This is a genomic window from Enterococcus songbeiensis (assembly GCF_005405265.1).
GTDB lineage: Bacteria > Bacillota > Bacilli > Lactobacillales > Enterococcaceae > Enterococcus_C > Enterococcus_C songbeiensis.
In genome coordinates this window covers 89,722-111,487 of the sequence record NZ_BJDS01000001.1, presented here as the reverse complement: position 1 = coordinate 111,487, position 21,766 = coordinate 89,722, and the positions used below count along the sequence as shown (strand labels likewise).

21 protein-coding genes and 1 riboswitch are annotated in these 21,766 nt (G+C 40.2%); of the genes, 16 read left to right on the top strand and 5 right to left on the bottom strand.

All coding sequences use genetic code 11. The annotated features are described in order from the left end of the window. The first annotated feature begins 4 nt into the window (after positions 1 to 4). The 4 genes from FFM66_RS00575 (at position 5) to FFM66_RS00560 (ending at position 4,242) form a co-directional block, all read left to right on the top strand. Positions 5 to 613, top strand: coding sequence for an NADPH-dependent FMN reductase (locus FFM66_RS00575; protein WP_137604716.1), 609 nt, complete (start codon positions 5 to 7; stop codon positions 611 to 613). 14 nt (positions 614 to 627) lie between these two features. Further along, complete coding sequence (locus tag FFM66_RS00570; protein WP_048604311.1) at positions 628 to 1,899, top strand: NAD(P)H-dependent oxidoreductase; 1,272 nt, start codon at positions 628 to 630, stop codon at positions 1,897 to 1,899. Positions 1,900 to 2,042: 143 nt separating this feature from the next. After that, positions 2,043 to 2,753 carry a serine hydrolase gene (locus FFM66_RS00565; RefSeq protein WP_171000763.1) on the top strand — a complete coding sequence of 237 codons (711 nt, stop codon included), beginning with the start codon at positions 2,043 to 2,045 and terminating at the stop codon, positions 2,751 to 2,753. Between the two features lie 178 nt (positions 2,754 to 2,931). Further along, positions 2,932 to 4,242 carry an NCS2 family permease gene (locus tag FFM66_RS00560; protein ID WP_137604714.1) on the top strand — a complete coding sequence of 437 codons (1,311 nt, stop codon included), beginning with the start codon at positions 2,932 to 2,934 and terminating at the stop codon, positions 4,240 to 4,242. A gap of 76 nt (positions 4,243 to 4,318) precedes the next feature. Here the strand turns inward: FFM66_RS00560 and FFM66_RS00555 are convergent, their stop codons facing one another. The 5 genes from FFM66_RS00555 to FFM66_RS00535 form a co-directional block, all read right to left on the bottom strand. After that, a complete protein-coding gene (locus FFM66_RS00555) occupies positions 4,319 to 4,534 on the bottom strand; it encodes a hypothetical protein (protein WP_137604713.1) in 216 nt (71 codons plus the stop codon). A 28-nt stretch (positions 4,535 to 4,562) separates the two neighbouring features. Further along, complete coding sequence (locus tag FFM66_RS00550; RefSeq protein ID WP_137604712.1) at positions 4,563 to 5,129, bottom strand: hypothetical protein; 567 nt, start codon at positions 5,127 to 5,129, stop codon at positions 4,563 to 4,565. A 14-nt stretch (positions 5,130 to 5,143) separates the two neighbouring features. Then, on the bottom strand, positions 5,144 to 5,560 hold the full coding sequence (locus FFM66_RS00545; RefSeq protein ID WP_137604711.1) for a MarR family winged helix-turn-helix transcriptional regulator: 417 nt from the start codon (positions 5,558 to 5,560) through the stop codon (positions 5,144 to 5,146). Between the two features lie 148 nt (positions 5,561 to 5,708). Next, positions 5,709 to 6,758, bottom strand: coding sequence for a metallophosphoesterase (locus FFM66_RS00540; RefSeq protein WP_137604710.1), 1,050 nt, complete (start codon positions 6,756 to 6,758; stop codon positions 5,709 to 5,711). A gap of 195 nt (positions 6,759 to 6,953) precedes the next feature. After that, positions 6,954 to 7,553, bottom strand: a complete 600-nt coding sequence (locus tag FFM66_RS00535) for a hypothetical protein (protein ID WP_246038404.1) — start codon at positions 7,551 to 7,553, stop codon at positions 6,954 to 6,956. A 248-nt stretch (positions 7,554 to 7,801) separates the two neighbouring features. Here FFM66_RS00535 and FFM66_RS00530 point away from each other — a divergent pair, with 248 nt between their 5' ends. The 12 genes from FFM66_RS00530 to FFM66_RS00475 all read left to right on the top strand — a co-directional run bounded on the left by FFM66_RS00530 (position 7,802) and on the right by FFM66_RS00475 (position 21,760). Next, entirely contained in the window at positions 7,802 to 8,569 is a 768-nt protein-coding gene (locus FFM66_RS00530; protein ID WP_137604709.1) for a TatD family hydrolase, read from the top strand. Then, positions 8,569 to 9,147, top strand: coding sequence for a ribonuclease M5 (rnmV, locus tag FFM66_RS00525; protein WP_048604288.1), 579 nt, complete (start codon positions 8,569 to 8,571; stop codon positions 9,145 to 9,147). Before FFM66_RS00530 ends, rnmV begins: the two co-directional genes overlap by 1 nt. A gap of 25 nt (positions 9,148 to 9,172) precedes the next feature. Continuing rightward, complete coding sequence (gene rsmA / locus FFM66_RS00520; RefSeq protein WP_137604708.1) at positions 9,173 to 10,057, top strand: 16S rRNA (adenine(1518)-N(6)/adenine(1519)-N(6))-dimethyltransferase RsmA; 885 nt, start codon at positions 9,173 to 9,175, stop codon at positions 10,055 to 10,057. A 255-nt stretch (positions 10,058 to 10,312) separates the two neighbouring features. Beyond that, positions 10,313 to 11,806 carry a glycerol kinase GlpK gene (gene glpK, locus FFM66_RS00515; RefSeq protein ID WP_048604286.1) on the top strand — a complete coding sequence of 498 codons (1,494 nt, stop codon included), beginning with the start codon at positions 10,313 to 10,315 and terminating at the stop codon, positions 11,804 to 11,806. Positions 11,807 to 11,977: 171 nt separating this feature from the next. Beyond that, positions 11,978 to 12,592, top strand: a complete 615-nt coding sequence (locus tag FFM66_RS00510; RefSeq protein WP_048604285.1) for a hypothetical protein — start codon at positions 11,978 to 11,980, stop codon at positions 12,590 to 12,592. A gap of 122 nt (positions 12,593 to 12,714) precedes the next feature. Continuing rightward, entirely contained in the window at positions 12,715 to 13,443 is a 729-nt protein-coding gene (locus tag FFM66_RS00505; protein ID WP_171000761.1) for a C39 family peptidase, read from the top strand. A 125-nt stretch (positions 13,444 to 13,568) separates the two neighbouring features. Further along, positions 13,569 to 13,666: riboswitch (THF riboswitch) on the top strand. Between the two features lie 30 nt (positions 13,667 to 13,696). After that, positions 13,697 to 14,227 carry a folate family ECF transporter S component gene (locus FFM66_RS00500; protein ID WP_171000760.1) on the top strand — a complete coding sequence of 177 codons (531 nt, stop codon included), beginning with the start codon at positions 13,697 to 13,699 and terminating at the stop codon, positions 14,225 to 14,227. 363 nt (positions 14,228 to 14,590) lie between these two features. Continuing rightward, positions 14,591 to 16,111, top strand: coding sequence for an AcpB/EbpR/MafR family transcriptional regulator (locus FFM66_RS00495; protein ID WP_171000759.1), 1,521 nt, complete (start codon positions 14,591 to 14,593; stop codon positions 16,109 to 16,111). Continuing rightward, a complete protein-coding gene (locus tag FFM66_RS00490) occupies positions 16,108 to 17,460 on the top strand; it encodes an FAD-dependent oxidoreductase (protein WP_137604706.1) in 1,353 nt (450 codons plus the stop codon). Before FFM66_RS00495 ends, FFM66_RS00490 begins: the two co-directional genes overlap by 4 nt. 461 nt (positions 17,461 to 17,921) lie before the next feature. Next, positions 17,922 to 18,380: a hypothetical protein gene (locus FFM66_RS00485; protein ID WP_137604705.1), complete on the top strand. Its 459-nt coding sequence runs from the start codon at positions 17,922 to 17,924 to the stop codon at positions 18,378 to 18,380. Positions 18,381 to 18,395: 15 nt separating this feature from the next. After that, entirely contained in the window at positions 18,396 to 20,237 is a 1,842-nt protein-coding gene (locus FFM66_RS00480) for a lectin-like domain-containing protein (protein ID WP_307723013.1), read from the top strand. Continuing rightward, positions 20,237 to 21,760, top strand: a complete 1,524-nt coding sequence (locus tag FFM66_RS00475; RefSeq protein WP_137604703.1) for a SpaH/EbpB family LPXTG-anchored major pilin — start codon at positions 20,237 to 20,239, stop codon at positions 21,758 to 21,760. The genes FFM66_RS00480 and FFM66_RS00475 overlap by 1 nt, the downstream gene beginning before the upstream one ends. Positions 21,761 to 21,766: the final 6 nt, after the last annotated feature.

Genomic DNA, 21,766 nt, shown 5'->3' with positions numbered 1-21,766 from the left:
TAAAATGAAAAAATTTATCGGATTAGTAGGAACCAACTCAGACAATTCGACAAATCGAACGTTGTTGAAATTTATTAAAAAGCATTTTTCAGATAAAGCACAGGTTGAATTAATTGAAATCAAGGATATTCCAATGTTCAATAAACCAGCGGATAAACAATTACCGGATGTCGTCAAAGAAATCGCTGAAAAAATTGATGCCACAGATGGCGTAATCATCAGCACGCCAGAATACGATCATGCGGTGACCGCTTCGCTGATCAATGCACTAAACTGGTTATCTTATGGCATTTTTCCTTTTGTTGACAAACCCGTTATGATTACCGGAGCATCTTACGGTACATTAGGTTCTTCCCGAGCACAAGCCCATTTACGTCAAATTCTTGATGCTCCTGAATTAAAAGCGCGAATCATGCCAAGCTCAGAATATCTTTTGGGACACTCACTGCAAGCTTTTGATAGTGAAGACAAGTTATTGGATCAAGAACAAGTGGAAAAACTGGAAGAACTGTTTGAAGACTTCTTAACTTTTGTGGCGATCACGGCGCAACTTAATCATGCGCATGAAAGCAACAAAAAAGAAGCGGAAAACTTTAACTGGGAAAAAATTTAAAGGAGTGAAGTAAGATGAAATTTATCGGTATCGTAGGATCAGCAGCAGAAGTGTCTTACAATCGGCTGTTGTTAAAATATATCAAAAAGCAATTTAGCGGACTCTTTGATTTAGAAATCGTTGAAATCAAAGATATTCCGATGTTCAATCAAAGTGACGATCAAACCAATACGCAAGTAATCCAACGATTGAACAATAAAATCAAAGCAGCAGACGGCGTGATTATTGCCACACCAGAACATAACCACACCATTCCTGCGGCCTTGAAGAGTGTCCTAGAATGGCTTTCCTTCAAAGTTCATCCATTAGAAAACAAACCCGTTATGATCGTGGGGGCTTCTTACTATGATCAAGGTTCTTCGCGGGCACAGTTGCACTTGCGCCAAATTTTGGATGCTCCCGGTGTGAATGCCATGGTTTTTCCAGGAAATGAATTTTTACTGGGTAAGGTCAAAGAAGCCTTTGATGAAAACGAAGAATTAAAAGATCCAGGAACAGTGAAATTCCTTGGCAGTACCTTAGGGAAATTTGTGCAGTTCGTAAAAGTTGTTGCCGTTTTGGAAGGACCAAAACCAAAAGCTGCACCAGAAGACCTTTATGCGACTGGAAAAATCGATACCACAATCGAAGGCGTTGACATGACTGCAGACGATTGGGTGGAACAAGCAGCCAAAGCAGTTAATGCGGTAGAAGGAAAGACCTATGTGAAATTGGATCGCGGAATTTTGACGGTGGATCAATTGAATTATTTCCTGAAATCTATGCCGATGGAATTGACCTATGCCGACAGCAACAACCAATTCTTATATTATAATAAAACCAAACCGGCAGAAGAAATGTTAGCGCCACGGGTACCTGCGCAACCAGGGAACCCTCTTGCGAAATGCCATCCGGAAAAATCATACAAAAATGTTAGCTGGGTTATCTCCCAACTACGCTCCGGTGCACAAGATGTCGTGCGGGTACACGTACCAAAACATGTTCCTGAAAAATATATCGTTCACAATTACCAAGCAATGCACGACGAAGAAGGTAACTATGCGGGAATCAACGAATACATTTTAGATTTCAAACCAATTATTGAATGGTACTTGAAACAAACCGGACAAAAATTGGTGGGAGACGTGGACGCTGTATCTGGTGCTTCCAAACAAGAAAAGAAAACCGATGCCGTATCTGGCGCTAGTGAAAAACAAGAAGTAGATGCCGTATCCAGTGCCTCTACGAAGGAAGAAACACCACAACCAGCAGTAGACAGCGTGTCTAGTGCTTCGGTGAAAGAATAAGATAAAAAGACGAAAAACGGACTCTCCTTGAGGGTTCGTTTTTTTCTCTTCACCATAGATTGTGTTAAAATAAAGAGGATTTTTTCAATTAGTCTTAATTACTAATCCAAATGACTGAAAAATTGGAAGAAAAGAGGCGGACGATGGCTACTCATGACTCAATTTCACAACCAGCAAGGCCCTTGCTTGATGGATCGGTGATCGAATCAATGGCAAAACAAGTTGCTTATGGCATTTATTATTTTGCAAGAAAAGAATATCTCTCCAATGCGTATTCGGCACCAATGATTTCAGCAAGTATAATCAAAGTTTTCATTATGGAATATATTTTTGCAAACCAGTTGGATCTGCAAAGGAGCATAAATGGGGAGCCGTTGAACAGCTTGTTACAGCGGATGATTCAAATCAGTGACAACGAGGCGACCAATGCGATTATTGATCAAGTCGGGATGGATGCCCTTAATCAATATTTTTTACAGGCGGGATACACCGATACAAAAATACAGCGAAAGATGTTGGACACTCAAGCACAGAGCCAAGGAATTGAAAATTACACTTCTTTACCTGATACGATGGAATTTTTGAAAAGAATATATAGTCAGCAAGCAAGATTCCCTTATGGAGAAATGCTGAAGATTTTGTTGGGACAGCAAATCGGAACAAAACTGCGAAGTAAATTGCCTGAGAAGATTCCCGTTGCCAATAAAACTGGTGAATTATCTGGTGTTGAAAATGATATTGGTTTGGTTTTTGCACCGAATAATCCCTTTGCCATCGTAGTACTGTCAAACGGTGTTTATGACCGGAGTAAGATGAGAGAAGCAATCGGCAAGCTTGCTCTGGCAGCAATGTAAAGAAGTACAAATTATTGAGGTATTTTAATAGCCAATTTTTTGAAACGTTCGGATTCTTCGCTAATTCTCAATTCAATATTTACTTATCATTCCGAATAATATATGATTAAATACGTTCTTTAAGAGAAATATGCACTTATTACGAACAATATTAATTAGTTGATTAGGGGGAAATCAAATGAAGGAAAAAATTCTTTCCTACTTTGAGATCGAGAAATTACATACAACGGTAAAACGAGAAATTTTGGCGGGTTTTACGACATTTATTTCGATGGCGTATATTTTATTTGTCAATCCTACGGTGTTGGGTGCTTCGGGGATGGATGAAGGGGCGGTTTTTACTGCTACCGCCTTAGCTAGTGCGATCGGCTGTATTTTAATGGGGGTACTTGCTCGGTATCCCATCGCCACCGCACCCGCTTTGGGCATCAATGCATTCTTTGCCTATTCTGTCTGTGTCGGAATGGGTATTCCATGGGAAACGGCATTGGCCGGAGTTTTTGTCGCTTCACTGATTTTTATTTTGATTACGATTTTTAAATTGCGGGAGCTGATTATTGATGCAATTCCCACCGATTTAAAATACGCCATTTCTGGCGGTATTGGTTTGTTTATTGCCTTCTTAGGATTAAGCGAAGGTGGGATCATCGTTGCGAATGAATCAACACTGGTTGGTTTAGGCTCCTTTTCTGTAGGAACGACTTGGCTGACTATTTTTGGATTGGTTATTACGGCGATTTTGATGGTTCGTCGGGTACCAGGTGGGATATTTATCGGAATGGTAGCAACTACTGTCCTAGGCTTGATTACAGGCTTGATTTCAATGCCTGAAAAAATTATTTCCGGTGCCCCCAGCTTAGCACCTACCTTTTTAGTTGCAGTCAAACACATTGGCGACATCAATTCCCTGCAACTATGGGTCGTTGTTTTGACCTTTTTATTGGTGACTTTTTTTGATACTGCCGGAACATTGGTGGGATTAGCCAATCAAGCAGGTTTTATGAAAGACAATAAAATGCCTCGTGTCGGAAAAGCGTTGGCTTCTGATTCAACTGCGATGCTGGCGGGTTCGCTTTTAGGAACCTCTCCGGTGGGTGCTTATGTGGAATCTTCAGCAGGAATTGCTGTAGGAGGACGTTCAGGATTGACAGCAATCACGACAGGGCTGTTCTTTATCCTAGGCTTGTTCTTCTCACCACTATTATCGGTCGTTACATCACAAGTCACGGCACCAGCGTTAATCGTTGTGGGTATTTTGATGGCACAATCTTTACGAGAAATTAAATGGCACGAGATGGAAATTGCCATTCCTTCGTTTCTGATTCTTTTGGGCATGCCGCTAACTTACAGCATTTCAGACGGAATTGCCTTGGGCTTCATTTTCTACCCAATCACCATGATCGCTGCAAAACGAGGCAAAGAAGTTTCGCCAATCATGTATGTATTGTTTTTTGTATTTATCGGATTTATGTGGATTTTGAATGTGTAAATGATGGAAAAAATAAAACCCCTGAGACAACCTTGCTAGCGTGTAGCGCTGCACGAGAGTTGTCTCAGGGGCTTTTTTAGTAGGATAACTCCTCATCCTCCAAATACCGTTCAATCTCCAAAATCTGTTCTGTCAGTTCCACAGTTGCTTCTTGAATTTCAGCCAAGGTCATGCCGCTGGCGCTGTAACCTTTGTAATAGGCAGTGATATAATCGGTTTCTTCCAATCGTCGTAATTTTTCCCGCAATTGTCCCAATAATGTCAAGGTCGTATCGTAGTCTATTTCATTCATTGACAAACTTCCTCTCGTGGCTTTTTCATTAAGCTAGTGCTTGTGGTGCTGGTAATTGTGGACCGTTTCCTTCATGGGCAAGGACCCAATCATCATTATCCCACATCTCTGTTTTTCGCCGTCCACGAAAATAATCCCACCGTGAATCGATTTCCATTTCAATCAGCGTACCATCGCCTCCTAGAGTGACCCAGTTGTAGCTGCCATTACTGTGGGCAAATTTGACCCATTCCACCGGAAAAGTGACAGCTGTTCCCTCGCTGAGATAACTCCGTTGTTGTTTTTCTATGCGAAGAAAAGAAAGATGCTTGGCATATGTTGGGTTGATTTTTTCAAAGAGTTCTTCACCAAACGTTTTTGCACGGGGAAAATCGAACAGTGTGCCTGTTGGAAGCGAAGAGAAATTTTTTAAACTTACTAAGGTATCTTTCTGAAAAATTGCGATGATTCGAGGACCATTCAATGTAAATTCGCCATTCTTTTGATAGCGGAAAATATCTACCTTTCGATTGTTTCTTTTTTCATTTGTTTGTTCCGTCAACTGATAGTCTGATGGAAATGTGATAAATTGTTGGATGAGTGTAAGTTTATCCATAATTACGTTACCTCCTAATGGGATCGTAATAAGCTAAGGGACTGGACAAAAATGTCTTTTTGTTGTGGGGAAAGTGGTGCTAAGAAATCTGCCGTAACTTTTTCCAAAGAATCTAGAATCTGCGGATAAAGGGTTCTTCCTTCTGTCGTTAGTGAAAGTAAAAAGCCGCGGCGATCGTCAGGGTTTTCTTTTTTTGTCACTAAGCCAGAGTGAATCAACTTTTGAACCGCACGGGTAACGTTGCTGGCATTGACTCCTGTAAGTCGGACCAATTTTTCTTGAGGCAAATCGCCAAACTCATATAATTTGATCACGTAGTAATATAGGCTGGAATTCAAGCCGATTTTTAGCAATTGCTGATCAAGGGTCATTGTGTAATTGCGGGAAATAATTGGGAGCCACTCTAATAAATCAATTTCAGTTTCTTTCATAGACTTCTCCTTACTTGGAAATAATTTACTTGCGCAAGCAAATAATAACCGATTTTTACGATGCTGTCAAGTGACTGAATTGATGAATGAGAAAAATAGAAAAGCCATGAAAAAAAGCCGTATTGCTTTTTACGACAATACCGCTCTTTCACAAAACCTCTTCTTGCAACTGCTCTTTTTTTATTCGTCGATACGGAGCGAGGGAAACGATCTTACCAGATTGTTTTGCCACGGCTTCAGGAGGATTCTCCTTTTTCTCGGTATCTTGTGGAGGCGTTGGATTTATTGGTGAAAGGTTTGTTTTTTGTTTGATCTTATTTTTTATGTCAGTGAAATCGGTGCTGAAAGCTTCCGTTTTATTAGACAAATGATAGTAAAGAATTTCTGGTGGAACGCGAAAACGTGCAGGCAGCATTGTTGTACCGATTCCTGAACTTACGGATAGGATAGTTTGCTTCGTGGGTAAATACAATCTATGGGTGTAACGGGTCGCACCCGCATTTTTGACCTGATAAAAAGGTAGGCGAATCTGTCCGCCGTGGCTGTGTCCAGCTAAAACTAAATCATAGATTGCCAGATTTTTGACGTGTTGAATACTGTCAGGTTGATGGACGAGTAAGATGTGCCATTCTGCCAATGTATTCTCATAGTTGTACCGAGCTTGCCCTGAAGAAGGATCTTCAATTCCAGCAATCGTCATAGATACCTGAGCATCTGACCCGAAAACCGATTCGTTGGTCAAAACGGTGAAACCAGCTTCGTGCAGGATTTCCAGTACAAAATGCTTTCCGTCACTTTTGTAGTCGTGGTTTCCCAGAACGGCGATTTTTCCCATCGGTGCATGCAATTTTTTTAATTTTTCAATCAGTCGGTTTGTCTGCTTCACCGGCCAATGTTTGTAGTCGTCTAATAAATCGCCGGTAAAAACAATCAAATCCGGTTGGTTTTCCATGATTGAGCGAATGATTTTATTGATACGTTTTGGTTTGTACCAGTGAGAAAAATGAAAATCGCTGAGGTGGGCGATAACGACATCCGAATCGGCGGTGAAAAGATCATAAGCATTGGAAATATCTAAAACCCGCGCTTTATTTTTGCGAATGAGATAATGTTTGGCTTTCAGCCTGCGGGGTTCAATGAAGACCGCGTAGAAAGCTATGCCTAAAAATACTGCTAGAATCCCTAAAAAGATCAGCATATGGAAGGTCTCCTTTGTTTGTCTGCTAAAGTATAGAATAGAGGATAAAAGCAAAAAAAGCAATCGAACATCCCGTGAAATTCTTGTGGAAAAAGGGAATAGAAAACAGATTATTTTTTATTGAGGTGAAGAAGAATCGGCATAAAACAGAGTGAAATAACAACAAAAAATGAAACCTTTCTTAAAAGAAAAGTTTCATTTAAACGTTCGATTTCGGGGACCTTTGGAAACAGGAATTTTTTTTGCTTTTTTCGGAATGAAAAAGACGAGGCAATCGTAAGGAACTAAAAGTAACGACCAGGCGACACTGCGGCTGGCACCATAGCGATGATACAACTGTGTTAGCAGAAAATGACTAGTGAAGATTCCCGCACCTGCCAATAATGTGACCACCCAAAAAGAGTCCCAATCAGTAAAAAACTTAAAAGCCGTCAAAGCAAAGGGATAAAGATAAAAGAAACTTGCCACCAAACCAAAACGCCAATTTCGAGTAATTTGGCGGATCGAAAGCAAAAAGAAAAGCAGAGACAGGACAATACCTAATGGTGGAAAAAGACCGATTAAAAAAGAATAGACAGCGCCATAAAGCAGCATAGCTGGTCCTTTGATCAACGCCGCCGCACCGATAAGAAGGAACAAGCAGAAAAGTTGTGTGGAGAAACCAGAGACAGTCAGTAGGCTGAAGACACCTAAAAGCAGCCAATGCAATCGGGACAATCCCGATTCATGCTGAGACAGTTGTTGGTTGCGCAAATACGCAGCCACTCGTGGAAAAGATCGCTGAAAATGATCCACAGGAAAACCTCCTTTAATAGATAGCTTCAGTATACAAGCTGGTGAGAAGAAAAACATCCAACTCCAGACGGATGTTTTTTACTTCCAATTTTATAAAATTGCTTGTAAGAATCGGGGCGCGACAGGTTTCATTTTTTTGAAAATATGCTAAAGTTAGAGAGGAAAAGAAGACAGTACTTCCAACAAGTGTTTGGGAAAACGAAGATTTAGTATAGAAAGTTTATTACGAAAACAAAGGAGGAGTAGAGATGATTTTTGATTCTCATACTCATTTAAATGCCGAACAATTCAATGAGGATATCCCAGAAACTATCCAGCGAGCAAAAGAACTGGGGGTTTCAGAAATGGCTGTTGTCGGCTTTGATACCCCGACGATTGAAAAAAGTCTAGCCCTCAGCAAAAAATATCCTTTCATTTACAGCATAATCGGTTGGCATCCAACTGAAGCAGGCAGTTACAGCAAAGAAATCGAAGAAGACCTGCAACAAAAACTAACCTTGCCAAAAGTAGTTGCTTTAGGGGAAATCGGCTTGGATTATCATTGGATGGAAGATCCGAAAGAAGTTCAAGACAAGGTTTTTCGCCGTCAAATCGCCATTGCCAAAGAAATGAATCTGCCAATCAGTATCCACATGCGGGAAGCTATTGAGGATACTTATCAAATTTTGAAGGAAGAAGATGTCCGAGATATCGGTGGAATCATGCACAGCTATAGTGGTGATGCCGAATGGGCGAAACGCTTTTTAGAACTGGGAATGCACCTTTCTTTCAGTGGCGTGGTTACCTTTAAAAAAGCAACGGATGTTCAGGAGGCAGCACAAATCGTGCCGTTGGATAAATTATTGGTTGAAACAGATGCGCCTTATCTGGCGCCGGTTCCTTATCGCGGCAAGCGCAATGAGCCCGGCTATACTCGGTATGTTGTCGAAAAAATTGCTGAGCTTCGTGGGGTACCTTTTGAAGAACTTGCCAATCAGACGCGTGGCAACGCCCATCGGTTGTTTAGGATTGATTAATGAGTAAATTAAAAATTGAAGAAATCATTGTCGTTGAAGGAAAAGACGATACCCGCAGAATTCAAGAAGTTGTTGATGCAGATACCATCGAAACAATTGGCTCTGCAATTAATGAAGAAATTTTGGCACAAATCGAACTGGCGCAAGAAACACGTGGTGTGATCGTATTCACCGATCCCGATTTTTCTGGTGAAAAAATTCGTAAAAAAATTATGGAAGTTGTGCCGGATGCTAAGCACGCATTCTTGCCCCGCAGTGAAGCAGCACCGCAAAAACGTGGCAATAGTCTCGGCGTTGAGCATGCCAGTGATGCTTCCATCTTGCAGGCATTGGACAAAATCGTGACACCGGCTAGCGATACCGTCTCTGAAATCAGTAGACAACGCCTGATGGAATATGGTTTAATAGCGGGTACGAATGCCAAACAGCGACGAGAAAAACTCGGAGACGAGCTGCGCATCGGTTATACCAACAGCAAACAACTGGAAAAACGACTGCAGATGTTTCGAATCACAGAAGAAGAATTTCTTGCGGCAATGGCAAAAGTTGAGGAGCAACTAGCTGAAGCAAGGAAATAGCGGGGAAAAAGGAAGGAGAATCTTTTTGAAAGATACTCGAGAAATTGCAGCACCATCAAAAACACGAGATATTTTAGCCAAGCATGGGTTCACATTTAAGAAAAGTCTCGGTCAAAACTTTTTGACGGAGCCGAATATTTTACGAAAAATCGTGGAAACAGCTGGAATTGATACTACGACCAATGTAATTGAGGTCGGACCGGGAATCGGTGCATTAACAGAACAGTTGGCAAAAAACGCGGCGGAAGTTTTGGCTTTTGAGATTGATGATCGGTTGATTCCGGTATTGGAAGATACATTGTCAGCCTACAACAATGTCACGATTCTCCATCAAGACGTACTAAAAGCTGATCTAGAAACGGTGGCGGATCATTTTCAGGAAGAATACCCCATCAAAGTTGTGGCAAATCTGCCTTATTACATCACTACCCCCATTATGATGCACTTTTTGGAATCAAAGTTGCCGGTTGCTGAAATGGTGGTTATGATGCAAAAAGAAGTAGCAGATCGAATTTCTGCAAAACCAGGAACTAAAGCATACGGCTCGTTGTCCATCGCAGTGCAATATTTTATGGAAGCAAAATTGGCTTTTATTGTTCCTAAAACGGTTTTTGTACCACAGCCAAATGTGGATTCCGCTATTTTAAAATTGACCCGCCGAACAACACCGGCAGTGACCGTCACCAGTGAAAAAGAATTCTTCAAATTGACGAAGGCTTCGTTTCAATTACGACGAAAAACGTTGTGGAACAACCTCTTGCATAGCTATGGCAAAGATGATGCCACCAAAGAATGGTTGATTAACAGTCTTGCCACAGCAGAAATTGATCCGAAACGACGGGGCGAAACTCTTTCCTTAGAAGAATTTGCCCGTTTGAGCAATGCACTGGAAAACAGCCGACCTTCATAAAAATAGGTAGAAAACAAAAAAATGGTAGAGTAGCATAATCGCTCCTACCATTTTTTTAGTTATATTTTTTTTAGGAGTGCTTCTGGGGAATAGACGATCAGACCGTTTTTTTCGTCATTCATAGACGTTTGTTAACTAGTTATAAGAAGTATAACTATCTGCTGATAAACCAACCACAAATTCCCAAAAAAGTTGCCTCGCGCTAAATAAACGTAGTAAGATACAAACAGAGAAAATAGTTTTAGGAGAGAAAAAATGGCGAATAACTATATTATGGCAATCGATCAGGGAACGACCAGCTCCCGAGCAATTATTTTTGATAAAAAAGGACAACATGTCGGCAGCTCCCAAAAAGAATTCACCCAATATTTTCCACAGGATGGTTGGGTCGAACACGATGCCAATGAAATCTGGAATTCTGTTCAATCAGTGATTGCCGGAGCTTTCATTGAGTCCGGTGTAAAACCTGATCAAATCGAAGGTATTGGTATCACCAATCAACGCGAAACAACGGTAGTATGGGATAAAAAGACTGGACTGCCGATTTATCATGCAATTGTTTGGCAATCCCGACAATCGGCAGAGATAGCCGATAAGTTGAAAGCGGATGGGTACGAAGAATTCTTTCACGAAAAGACCGGATTAGTGATCGATGCCTATTTTTCAGCCACCAAGGTTCGTTGGATTTTGGATCATGTAGATGGTGCGCAAGAGCGGGCGGAAAAAGGAGAATTATTGTTTGGGACGATTGATTCTTGGTTGGTATGGAAATTAACCGACGGGCAAGCCCATGTAACCGATTATTCCAACGCCAGTCGAACGATGTTGTTCAATATCAAGTCATTGGACTGGGATCAAGAAATTTTAACACTGCTTAATATTCCTCGGGAGATGTTGCCCAAGGTTGCTTCAAATTCTGAAATTTATGGATACACCCAAGGTTACCATTTTTATGGGGGAGAAGCGCCGATCTCTGGTATGGCAGGTGATCAGCAGGCAGCGCTGTTTGGACAAATGGCCTTTGAACCCGGCATGGTAAAAAATACTTATGGCACAGGTTCCTTCATCGTAATGAATACCGGAGAAAAACCACAGATTTCCAAAAATAATTTATTAACGACAATCGGTTATGGAATCAACGGTAAAATCTATTATGCATTGGAAGGATCGATTTTTGTTGCCGGTTCTTCTATCCAATGGTTAAGAGACGGATTGAAAATGTTGGAAAAAGCTAGCGATTCAGAGGAGGCTGCCCGTCGTTCCACGAGTGAGGACGAAGTGTACGTTGTTCCGGCTTTTGTTGGTTTGGGGGCACCTTATTGGGACCAGGATGCCAGAGGAGCAATGTTTGGCTTGACTAGAGGCACCACCAAAGAAGATATCATCAAGGCCACCTTACAATCCATTGCCTATCAAGTTCGCGACATCGTGGATACGATGCAAGCAGATACCGGCATCACGATTCCTGTTTTAAAAGTTGATGGGGGGGCGGCAAATAATGAATACTTGATGCAGTTTCAGTCAGATATTTTAAATGTACCAATTCAACGGGCAGAAAATTTAGAAACAACGGCATTAGGTGCTGCCTTTTTAGCCGGATTGGCTGTCGGCTACTGGAAGGATACGGACGAAATTAGTGAATTTTACGAAGCCGGCAAGCGTTTTGAACCCCAAATGAGCGCAGAGCAGCGGGAAAAATTGTATACCGGTTGGAAAAAAGCCGTCAAAGCAACGCAAGCATTTGAATAAAACCATTAATCCTCGAAGAATTTTCGGGGATTTTTTTGAAAGAAAACCAGACAAGTGTCTTGACACATTTAAGATTTCCATCTAAAATAAATGACATTCAGGTGTCTTGACAGTTGAAAGAAAAAATAAAAAATGTTTGTCAGGAAATTCACTAGTAAAAAGGAGAAAAAAATGAAAAAAAATTCTGTACGCCACTTAACAATCAGTGCCTTGTTGATTGGATTGGGTATTATGATTCCGATGGTCATGCCAAAAATCGTCATCGGTCCGGCATCATTTACGTTAGCAAGTCATGTGCCTTTGTTTATCGCCATGTTCTTTTCACCAGGCATCGCAGTGGCAGTTGCTTTAGGCACGACATTTGGGTTTTTGATCTCAGGTTTGCCAATTATTATCACGCTGCGGGCGTTGAGCCATCTTGTTTTTGCTATTGCCGGAGCGATTTACTTACAAAAACATCCGGGCATCGTCATGCAAAACGGCAAGGTCAGTTTATTCAATTTGCGTTTTCAAACCTTCAATTTAGTTATTGGTGTACTGCATGCGTTTGTAGAGATGCTGGTTGTCATGGCCTTTAACTTTGTCGGTAATGTTCCCGCAAGCTCAATTGAGGGCGGTGCCTTTTATTTCTTCTTTGTCCTCATGGGAATCGGTGGTCTAATCCACAGTATGATCGACTATTCACTGGCTTATTTTGTGGCAGGAGTGCTAAGCAAACAATTTACGTTGCCGATTTTTTCCAAAGCAAAACAAACCCAGATACAATCGATGAAGCCAATCGCATAAATGAAAAATAATTTACCTCTGTTATTCTCAGAAATAGCGGAGGTTTTTTATCGCTGAAAAAATGCGCAATTTTACATTAGCTGTTAAAATAAAAAAGTGATATAAGAAAGAGGTGGGACAACGTGAAGAAAAAATGGCTTGTGCTCGTGATCGGCGTAGCACTAATAATTACCGGTGGTTTCGTTTTTTCTCAGAAGTCTCAACCAAAAGAAACACCTGTCACTCGTTTAAGTTCTACAGCAACAAGCGAATCCTCACCGGAAGCCAGCCTGATGGACGTTCCTTTGGAAAATCAATTTACGGAGCCGGCATTGGAAAATGGCTGTGAGGTGACGGCGTTGTCGATGCTTTTACAATTTTATGGGTATCAAGTTGATAAAAATCAATTAGCAGAACTTCTGGATTACGTGCCTCTTTATGAGGATGAGATACATCGTGGGGATCCTCGAGAAGGATTTGTGGGGAATATTTACGGTGGGGATGAAGCGATGGGCGTCTGGGTAGAACCAATTGCCAAGGTTGCAAAAAAAATCGTTAAAGAAGAAGTTAAAAGCGGCTCAGAGGAATCTTTTCAGGAAATTACAGAACGGGTAAGAAAAGGAACACCCGTATGGATTCTTGCAACGGTGGAACTTGAAGTCCCAACCGAAGATGACTTTTGGTATTGGCAAACCACCTCTGGCAGAATTGAAGTAACCCCTTTGATTCATTCTGTAGTGATTACCGGAATCAATCAAGAAACAATGTACGTCAACGATCCCTATGGGCATAAAAATCGAAAAATAGCCAAAAGTGATTTAGAGAAAATTTATGAAAGCATGGGAAGTCAGTCGCTGTATTTGGTGAAGTGAGACAGTAGGCTTACGAATCATCTTCTTTTTCAGAAAGTTTCAAAAAAAACAGCAAAAGTAGTCTCTTTAAATTGTGTCACGACATATTCCATGCTATAGTATCGGTAGGCAAATTGCCTAATAAAAACAGAGTAGGAAATAAAGCGTTAAGTGCTGAGAGGATGGGATGTTGCCTCTCGGACGAAGGACTATGGTCCGCGGTTTTGTTTTCGCATTCGCTGCATATTTTTTTGTGTAGCAGCTCGTTAAGGAGATGCTAGGTATGAAAAGAAAAATCGACGCACGGATGATCGTAATCATGGCATTATTGATTGCTATGATGGTCGTCTTGTCACAAGTTTTGGGGATTTCCACCCCACTGGTAAAAATCACCTTCACCTTTGTCCCGGAAATGATTATGGCGATTTTATTTGGCCCATTTTGGACGGCAATCGGTGCAGTGCTGGCGGATCTGATCGGCATGGCACTTTTTCCGACAGGGGTATTTTTCATTGGTTTTACCATCAATGCGCTGGTCGGAGGATTGGTTTACGGTTTTTACTTCTATAAAAAGGAGATTACATGGGTACGGGCATTTTTATGTGTCCTGACAAACACGATTTTGATCAGTTTGATTCTAACCCCAATTTGGTTGGCAATCACAGCAAATCTGCCATTGACCAGTTGGGCAATTTGGTCGGTACGAATCCCGAAAGTTCTCGTGATGCTGCCCATCCAAACAATTCTGGTTTATCTTGTTGGGCGTGCCGTTCCGTTGAAACGGATCGCCAAACGATTTATTTAACAAAATAAGTATAAAATTTATCTACATCCCAAGATAAATTTCTATGAACAGGCAAAGAAATTTTTGCTTGTTCTTCTTTTTGGCTCAATAGTTGTCAGAAAAATGAGAAAATATTCTTCTTAGTCATAAATTCCTTTTTAGAGACTAAAAAATGACCAGTTGCAAACGAAGATTTCAGTTATAATGATTGCGGAATAAGACGTTTTGATTTCGAAATGACAAGGACACTTATAGGCAGATTTTTTTGCTCGTTGCTGGGTCGAATTAAATAAATTGTAGTTTTTTTATAAAAAATTTATCCAGAAGAGGGAGTGTGAGGTATAATCAGATAAACAAAGTAGCTAAGAGCAGGGGATGATTTTTTTGAGAACGACTGATTTTCTAGATGTCGGTGAACAGCGGCAAATACAAATCATACGGGTTCTAATGACGGATTCTGAAGGAATTACCGTGGTAAATTTAGCACGAAAGCTCAACATCAATCGAAGCACATTGAAGGAAGATTTGGAAAAATTACAGGCAAATCTTCTTCGATTAGACAATGCAGTAGAAGTGGTTGATGAAGAAAACCTTATCCGATTGGTCATTAATGAACAAATCTCTTTTACAAAAATCATCTATAGCTTTTTGCAGCGCTCATTGAAATATCATATTCTGCTTCATCTACTGACGTCAAAACAGGTAAGCTATGGCACCTTGGCTGAAATGATGAACATCAGCATGTCCACCCTAACGAGAAAAATTCGGGATTTAAACGCCATTCTAAATAAATACCATGTGAAAATCCATCAGGGAAAAATCGAAGGCTCAGAAATTGCGATTCGCTACTTTTATTTTCAACTGTTCTGGTTTGGCAATCCTTACCAAGTAAATGTCGATGAATTCGTGAATCCGTCAGTAAAAGACCTGCTGTCCTTTTTAGAGAATAATCTGGATTATCCTTTTACAGAAGAAGGACAAGTGAAACTTTGTATCTGGCTGTATATCACGAAATGTCGCTTCCGGAATACAAAAGTCAGCCACGAACTCCCTTTGCCGGAACAGCTGTTTACCGACCTTAATCGCTCTGCTTTTGTTGGTCTGCAAGATTTGTTTATTCGCTTTTTCAGTCGGTATGCCTTCCAGTGGAATCAAAGCGAAAGCGAATACCTCTATCTTTTTATGATCGCAAACTATACACTAGAGTTAGACAATTCTCACGTACAGGATTTAATTAAAATTGCAAAATCAAATCAAAAAATTGATCAGATGGACAAGACCTTTTTGGAGGAATTGTATACCCACTTTGACCCAAGCTTATTGAAAGATGAGCTCAAAAAAAAGGTCTACTTTACGTTGCTGCAAGTCCATTACAAAGCACTATATTTTCCAAGCTTTTTCTCGATTTGGGGCAATACCAACTTGCAAGAACGGCTGGAACAAGTGCCAAATCTTTCTTTGCAGCAATTAACGGACCACATGACTGAAAAAATCTTCGCATTGGTCCAGTCAGATAAAATCGGGAATAAGAATTTTTATGCTGAAAGTGTCAAAAAAGAACTCCATAATCGTTACACGGTCTTGCTTCATGCCATCTACAATGAGTTGGATATCGTGTTGCAGGTAGGCTGTGATTTTCCTTTTGAGGCATCCATGAACACAATCATTATCGAGAATATCGAAGAACGAATTAATCACCGAATCAAGGCAAATTTTGTCCGATTTCGTCGTGGTGGAACGTATGATGCGATTATCACCTACAAAGATTCTGATGCACTGATGACAGAAATAGTACCGGTTTACACCCTTTTAAGCATCGAACACAATATTGATTTTCCTATTTTAGAAAATTTTCTTTATCAAAACTATCAAAATAAAATAAATTTGAAGGTGAACCTGCAATGAAAACCATCATTATTGGCGCTTCCCACAGTGGGATAACCGCAGCGCTCACGATCAGGCAACTAGACCCGGAGCATGAAGTTGTTTTGATCGACAAACGAACAGAAAAAGAATTAGGATTTATTTCCAATGGTATCAACCTTTTGTTTAACGGTATTATTGATGAGTTAGGACAAGCCACCACCAAAGCCAGTGAGATTACTGCCAGTGGCGTGGAATTACTTACGAGAATTGAAGTTACCAAGATAGATAACCAAAAAAAGAAAATCAGCATGCAGTACGTGGAGGATGAAGAAAACCCATTCACGATGACATATGACAAATTAATCGTTGCCACCGGAACCTCCCCTTGGATCGTTGCCCGGGATTTTCCCGGTGTGGATAATATTTATTCCTATAAGTCCATCGAAGAATCCTATCGTGTATTAGAAGCGATTGAAAATTCCCAGACGATTGCGATTATTGGTACCGGCTATATTGGCATGGAACTGGCAGACTCCTTGAAACATTCAGGAAAAAAAGTCTACCTATTAGATGGCATTCAAGAACTCCTTTTTCGCTATTTTGATCAGGAAATGGTCCAAAATCTGCGGGAACGGGTGAATGACTCCGAGATTGAACTGATTCCCTTCGATCAGATGACAGACTATAAAATCGTGAAAAAACATATTGAGGCAGTCAAACTTTCTAACCGTGAATTGCCGGTGGATATGGTGATTTTCCCTGATTCCATTTATACAAATGTGGAGCTGTTGGAAAACATCGTAACCTTGAATATCGACAACACCGTCGCAGATGATGCTGCTTGCCGCACCAGTGATCCCGATATCTTTGCTATTGGCGATATCGTTCCCATTATTTATCCCCATCACGGAACACAAATTTTTATGCCTTTAGTTAATCGTGCCGTGAGAATGGGTCGGGCTGCTGCAATGAATATTTGCGGGGAGCCGGTGAATGGTGATTTAGTGCACAAAACTAGCGCAACTTTTGTCTTTGATCAGTTTTTAGGCAGTGCCGGATTGACGGAAGAAGAGTCGCCGCTGTTTGGTTTTCAAGCGGTAGGATTTCGAGAAACTTTTCCATTAAAAACCAAATTCAGCAAAAATCAAACCTATGTGGATGCAAAAATTGTTTACGAGAAAGCGACATTAAAGGTGTTAGGTTTCCAATTAGTCAGCGATGAATTTATGGCTGATGATTTGAATGTCGCTGCGACATTATTGTCCGAAAAAGTTGACCTCAGACAACTAGCCGTCCATAATTTTACCTTTATGCCGCAGTATACTGCCCCTTTTCATTACTTAAATGATCTGGCATTTAAAGCCTTGATCAAAGAAAGAAAAAAATGAAGAAGAATAAAATAAGCAATTAAATGAAAAAAGAACTAGTACGCTCTTGGGATTTAGAGGAATGTGCTAGTTTTTTTATTTTGACGATTTAAGTAAGTAATTAGTATTCAAATAAATGAGAAAAAATTAGTTAAAGTAGAAATAAATCAAAAGAATTTTCTCATAAAAAACAAAATCTCGTTTATTAATCAAAATTCTTCAATTATTTGAAATGTTGTCATAAATTGTCGCGGATGTGTCAAAAGATGACGACTCCAAGCTTAAAAAAATTGTTATAATCAGCCAATAAGAAAAAACGAATTCAGTAATACAATTTTTTATTAGCAACGAAAGGATGTGATAAGACAATGAAAAGAACTAGTAGTACATGCCGTCCAAAAAGGCAGAACACTCGGCAAGTAGACAGACAGCTTTCTCTGAAAACTTGGTGGAAAATTGGAAGCCTCTTTGGAGTAACCTTATTGCTTCTTAGCACATGTACGACGAAAAATGTAATCGCTACAACTCTCAGTGACACCACAACCAGTCAATTGACACAAGAAAACCTACAGAGCAGTTCATCGTCAAATGAAAGCGTTAAATCTGTCGAAACAACGGAAACCAGTACTTCAAATAGTGAAACAAAAAGTATGACTGAAACAAATTCCACAACAGAAATATCTGAAGCGTCATCAAATGTGCAACTGATTGACCCTAGTGAGAAGGAAATTGAAGATGCGAAAGATTCTGCGAAAAAGGTATATGAAGAAACCGGGATTCCGCAAACCGTTACGGCAGTGGGGGCGGAGAATATATCTGGAAATGTGACAATAACAAAAGATGTGGTTCCAAACTATTTTACATTTAAAGGAAAGGCTGGTGACAAGGTTACATGGGAACCACTATATAATTCTGAGACTGGTTTAATCACATTAACCTAAGATGACACAAAGCAAATTGTTAATAGCGATGGCAATATTCCATGGTGGCAGGCCGGCTATATGCAATTAAATAACCGCATAGATATGGGGAACAATTTTGAATTAACAGGGAATATCACTTTATATGGTAGTAACGCAACTGGACAATCTGATGGAATCGGTTTTGCTTTTTACTCAGCGGATGAAACCGGACTAGGACAAACAGGTGGCGGGCTGGGAATTAGTGGGTTGAAAAATGGTTTTGGATTTAAGTTCGATACGTATAGAAATTCTGATTATGATGATCCAAATTTTAAACAATTTGGTGCTTTTGTACACAATGTAGAATCAAATAATTGGAAGGTTTCCACAGACGTAGATTCAGCAAAGGATTTAGGAGCGTTAACAAAAGGTGCGAGTATACCGTTCAGCATATCTTATAATGGGACTACACATATAATGAATGCCACTTATGGCCCAGAAAGTTCTAAAAAAGAATGGTCAAAGGATTTAACTGCATGGATTGGTAACCAAGCAGCAATGAACTTCATGATTACTGCTTCAACCGGACAAAACAATAATACACAGTCGATTCAATTTGAAACGTTCAACTACGTTCAAGCATATTCAGCAAATATCAGCTATATCGATAGTAATAATTCCGAAACTGAGCTGAAGAATTTAACAGCAAATACGACAAATAAAATTAATTCAACAGAGGATTTAACAAAAAATGAAACAGTTATCCAAACATTGGCAGAGTACAATGCAAAAAACAACACTTCTTATAAAATAGCGCCAGCGAAGGTTTTAAGTAATGGAACTACACAACCAACTGAATTTAAATACACTGAAGATGGGTTGTCAGTTATCGTTTATGTAGCTAGAACACAGAAAATTAAAGTAGAACATCGAGACTATTTTAAAACAGAGATTCTATCTCTCTCTGAAGTAGAACTTACAGAAGGCGATGATACAGTTGATTTGACAGATGATCCGGTAAGTATTGATGGATACACTTTTAATTCTTTAGACAAAGCAAATGAGGCTGCCACAAAAGTTAGCTTTAATCCCGGCATATCTACTTATATCTTGTACTACAAAAAAAAAGTAAAGGTAACTGTTTCAGCAACCAAGGTCTATAACGGACTGGATAATGATGGCAAGAGTATTGCCGATGGTGACGATGCCGATGATGAGACAAAGGATTACGAACATTTAGTATTTAAAGATGAAAATGGTAATTCTCTTTCATTAAATGGCATTAAAGACGTATATTCGTCGAATAACTCATTTAATTATGTAAGCCCAAATGCTTTAGATGATGATGAAGTCTTAAATGGAGCAATCAAGGAATTGGACACAACTCAATTAGCTAATCTAACCAATTTAAATCCTGGCTACAGCTTTTCAACTGGTTCATTTTCGGCTGGAGATTATACAATCACCCCTGCATCAGTCACGGTTGAACTTTCTGGTGAAAGAACAAAACCACAGGACGGAAAACCAATCGATTCTGTACCCGAGGTAACCTTCGGAGGGGGGGCAGGGAATACAGCGGTACCCATTGTTACATGGAATTTTGAAGACTTTAAATATCTGACCTCAGATAATACCCCACTTTCTTACACAGAGGCAGTGGGGGTCGGCGAGTACAAAGTGACATTTAGCGATAGTGGACAAACAAAACTTGAAATTTTGAAGAATTTTGTGATTACTGAATCGGTTTCCACAGCTATCTATACGATTACTCCACCGCCCGTACCTCTTCCTTCAACTGGTGGAATCGGAATACTGCCGTTCATTCTTACCGGACTAACTTTTGTCGGAATTGGTGGGCTGTACCTCAGTTACCGAAACCGGGGAGGTGAGGCGTGATGAGAAATTTTTACAAAAGGATTATGTTGGGAGCGACACTGTTGCTACTACCCCTGGGTTTGCAAGCGTTCTCTCAATCAGTTTCCGCCAGTGAATCGCAAATCACCTTTACGCTACACAAATTATTGTTTGAAAATGGTGAATTACCAGAAAAGCTGCCAAATGATGGCACGAATAAACCATCGATGTTGCAAGAAGCGCAGGGGCTAAACAATGTTACATTTGCCTTGTACGATGTTTCTGAGGAATTTTACGACTTGAGGGCATCTGGAAAGAGTATTGAAGAAGCGCAACAACAACTAGCGCAAACCGCTGATTCTGGCAAATTATTAGAAGAAAAAGTTACAGCTACGCAAAATGGCGAAGACGGGATTGCGGTATTTACCGCAGCGGCAAAAGATACCAAGGGGCGGGATGCCGTTTATCGATTTGTTGAAACGAATGCACCTAGTAATGTGGATAAAAAATCTGATCCCTTGGTCGTCGTCTTGCCTGTTTATTCAACAGACAATCAAGTCTTGACGAACATTCATCTGTACCCCAAAAATGAACAGGTTGCTTACGAGTCACCACCATTGGAAAAAGAAATTGTTGGAAATCGTACAAATTTTGAATATGGGGATTCGATTCCCTTTAACGTTTCAACTAAAATTCCAGCAAGTATCGCGAGTTTTGATAGCTATACTATCAAAGATACGGCGGACAGCCAGTTATGGTTGGATACTAAAAGTTTAAAAGTAACTCTTGATGGAAAAGTTACTGACGTCTTTCAAGTGAAAACGACTGAACATGGGTTTCGTTTGACTTCATCTCCGAAAATATTAGCCAACTATAGCAATCAGAAAGTCGTCATCAGCTACCAAATGACGCTCAAAGGAAATTCAGACGAGCTATCCTTTGATAACACGGTGGAGCTAAATCTTGGCAAAAATTCGTCGATGAATGGGAGTGCGCAAATCAGCGCGCAAACTGGAGGCAAACAATTTATTAAAGTCGATCGAAAAAGTGGTGTAGGTCTAACAAATGCCAGCTTTGTCATTCGAAATGAAGCTGGAAAGTATCTTGCCCAAATCAATGGAGAGAATCATTGGGTAGACAAGAAAACCGAAGACGTAACTGTTTTGACTTCTGATAAAAATGGTTCGTTTCTGATTAAAGGATTATCCTTTGGCACCTATAAACTAGTCGAAACCAACGCACCAGAAGGCTATATTTTAAACAAATCACCGGTCACCTTTACGGTTGAAAAAGGTAGTTTTGATTTAGCAAATCCACTTCCTTTAGAAATAGTGAACGAACAAGAAAATACCGGAACAGCGTCAGATGGGTCAGGTACATCGGAGATTGCAACACCCGCAAATCCATCGACACCGGAAAAAACAGATAAACCGGGAATCACAAAATATTTCCCAAAAACAAGCGAAGAAGCGGTTCGCACCTTTTCAATTATCGGATTTCTACTGATCCTTCTAGCAGGAGCAGTTTGGATTTATAAAAAAAGACAACAGAAAAAGGACATATAGGAGGAA

Bases quoted from the DNA above. Each gene is read 5' to 3' on its own strand.
- FFM66_RS00575 (WP_137604716.1), top strand. From the start codon at position 5: ATGAAAAAATTTATCGGATTAGTAGGAACCAACTCAGACAATTCGACA.
- FFM66_RS00570 (WP_048604311.1), top strand. From the start codon at position 628: ATGAAATTTATCGGTATCGTAGGATCAGCAGCAGAAGTGTCTTACAAT.
- FFM66_RS00565 (WP_171000763.1), top strand. From the start codon at position 2,043: ATGGCTACTCATGACTCAATTTCACAACCAGCAAGGCCCTTGCTTGAT.
- FFM66_RS00560 (WP_137604714.1), top strand. From the start codon at position 2,932: ATGAAGGAAAAAATTCTTTCCTACTTTGAGATCGAGAAATTACATACA.
- FFM66_RS00555 (WP_137604713.1), bottom strand. From the start codon at position 4,534: ATGAATGAAATAGACTACGATACGACCTTGACATTATTGGGACAATTG.
- FFM66_RS00550 (WP_137604712.1), bottom strand. From the start codon at position 5,129: ATGGATAAACTTACACTCATCCAACAATTTATCACATTTCCATCAGAC.
- FFM66_RS00545 (WP_137604711.1), bottom strand. From the start codon at position 5,560: ATGAAAGAAACTGAAATTGATTTATTAGAGTGGCTCCCAATTATTTCC.
- FFM66_RS00540 (WP_137604710.1), bottom strand. From the start codon at position 6,758: ATGCTGATCTTTTTAGGGATTCTAGCAGTATTTTTAGGCATAGCTTTC.
- FFM66_RS00530 (WP_137604709.1), top strand. From the start codon at position 7,802: ATGATTTTTGATTCTCATACTCATTTAAATGCCGAACAATTCAATGAG.
- rnmV (WP_048604288.1), top strand. From the start codon at position 8,569: ATGAGTAAATTAAAAATTGAAGAAATCATTGTCGTTGAAGGAAAAGAC.
- glpK (WP_048604286.1), top strand. From the start codon at position 10,313: ATGGCGAATAACTATATTATGGCAATCGATCAGGGAACGACCAGCTCC.
- FFM66_RS00510 (WP_048604285.1), top strand. From the start codon at position 11,978: ATGAAAAAAAATTCTGTACGCCACTTAACAATCAGTGCCTTGTTGATT.
- FFM66_RS00500 (WP_171000760.1), top strand. From the start codon at position 13,697: ATGCTAGGTATGAAAAGAAAAATCGACGCACGGATGATCGTAATCATG.
- FFM66_RS00490 (WP_137604706.1), top strand. From the start codon at position 16,108: ATGAAAACCATCATTATTGGCGCTTCCCACAGTGGGATAACCGCAGCG.
- FFM66_RS00475 (WP_137604703.1), top strand. From the start codon at position 20,237: ATGAGAAATTTTTACAAAAGGATTATGTTGGGAGCGACACTGTTGCTA.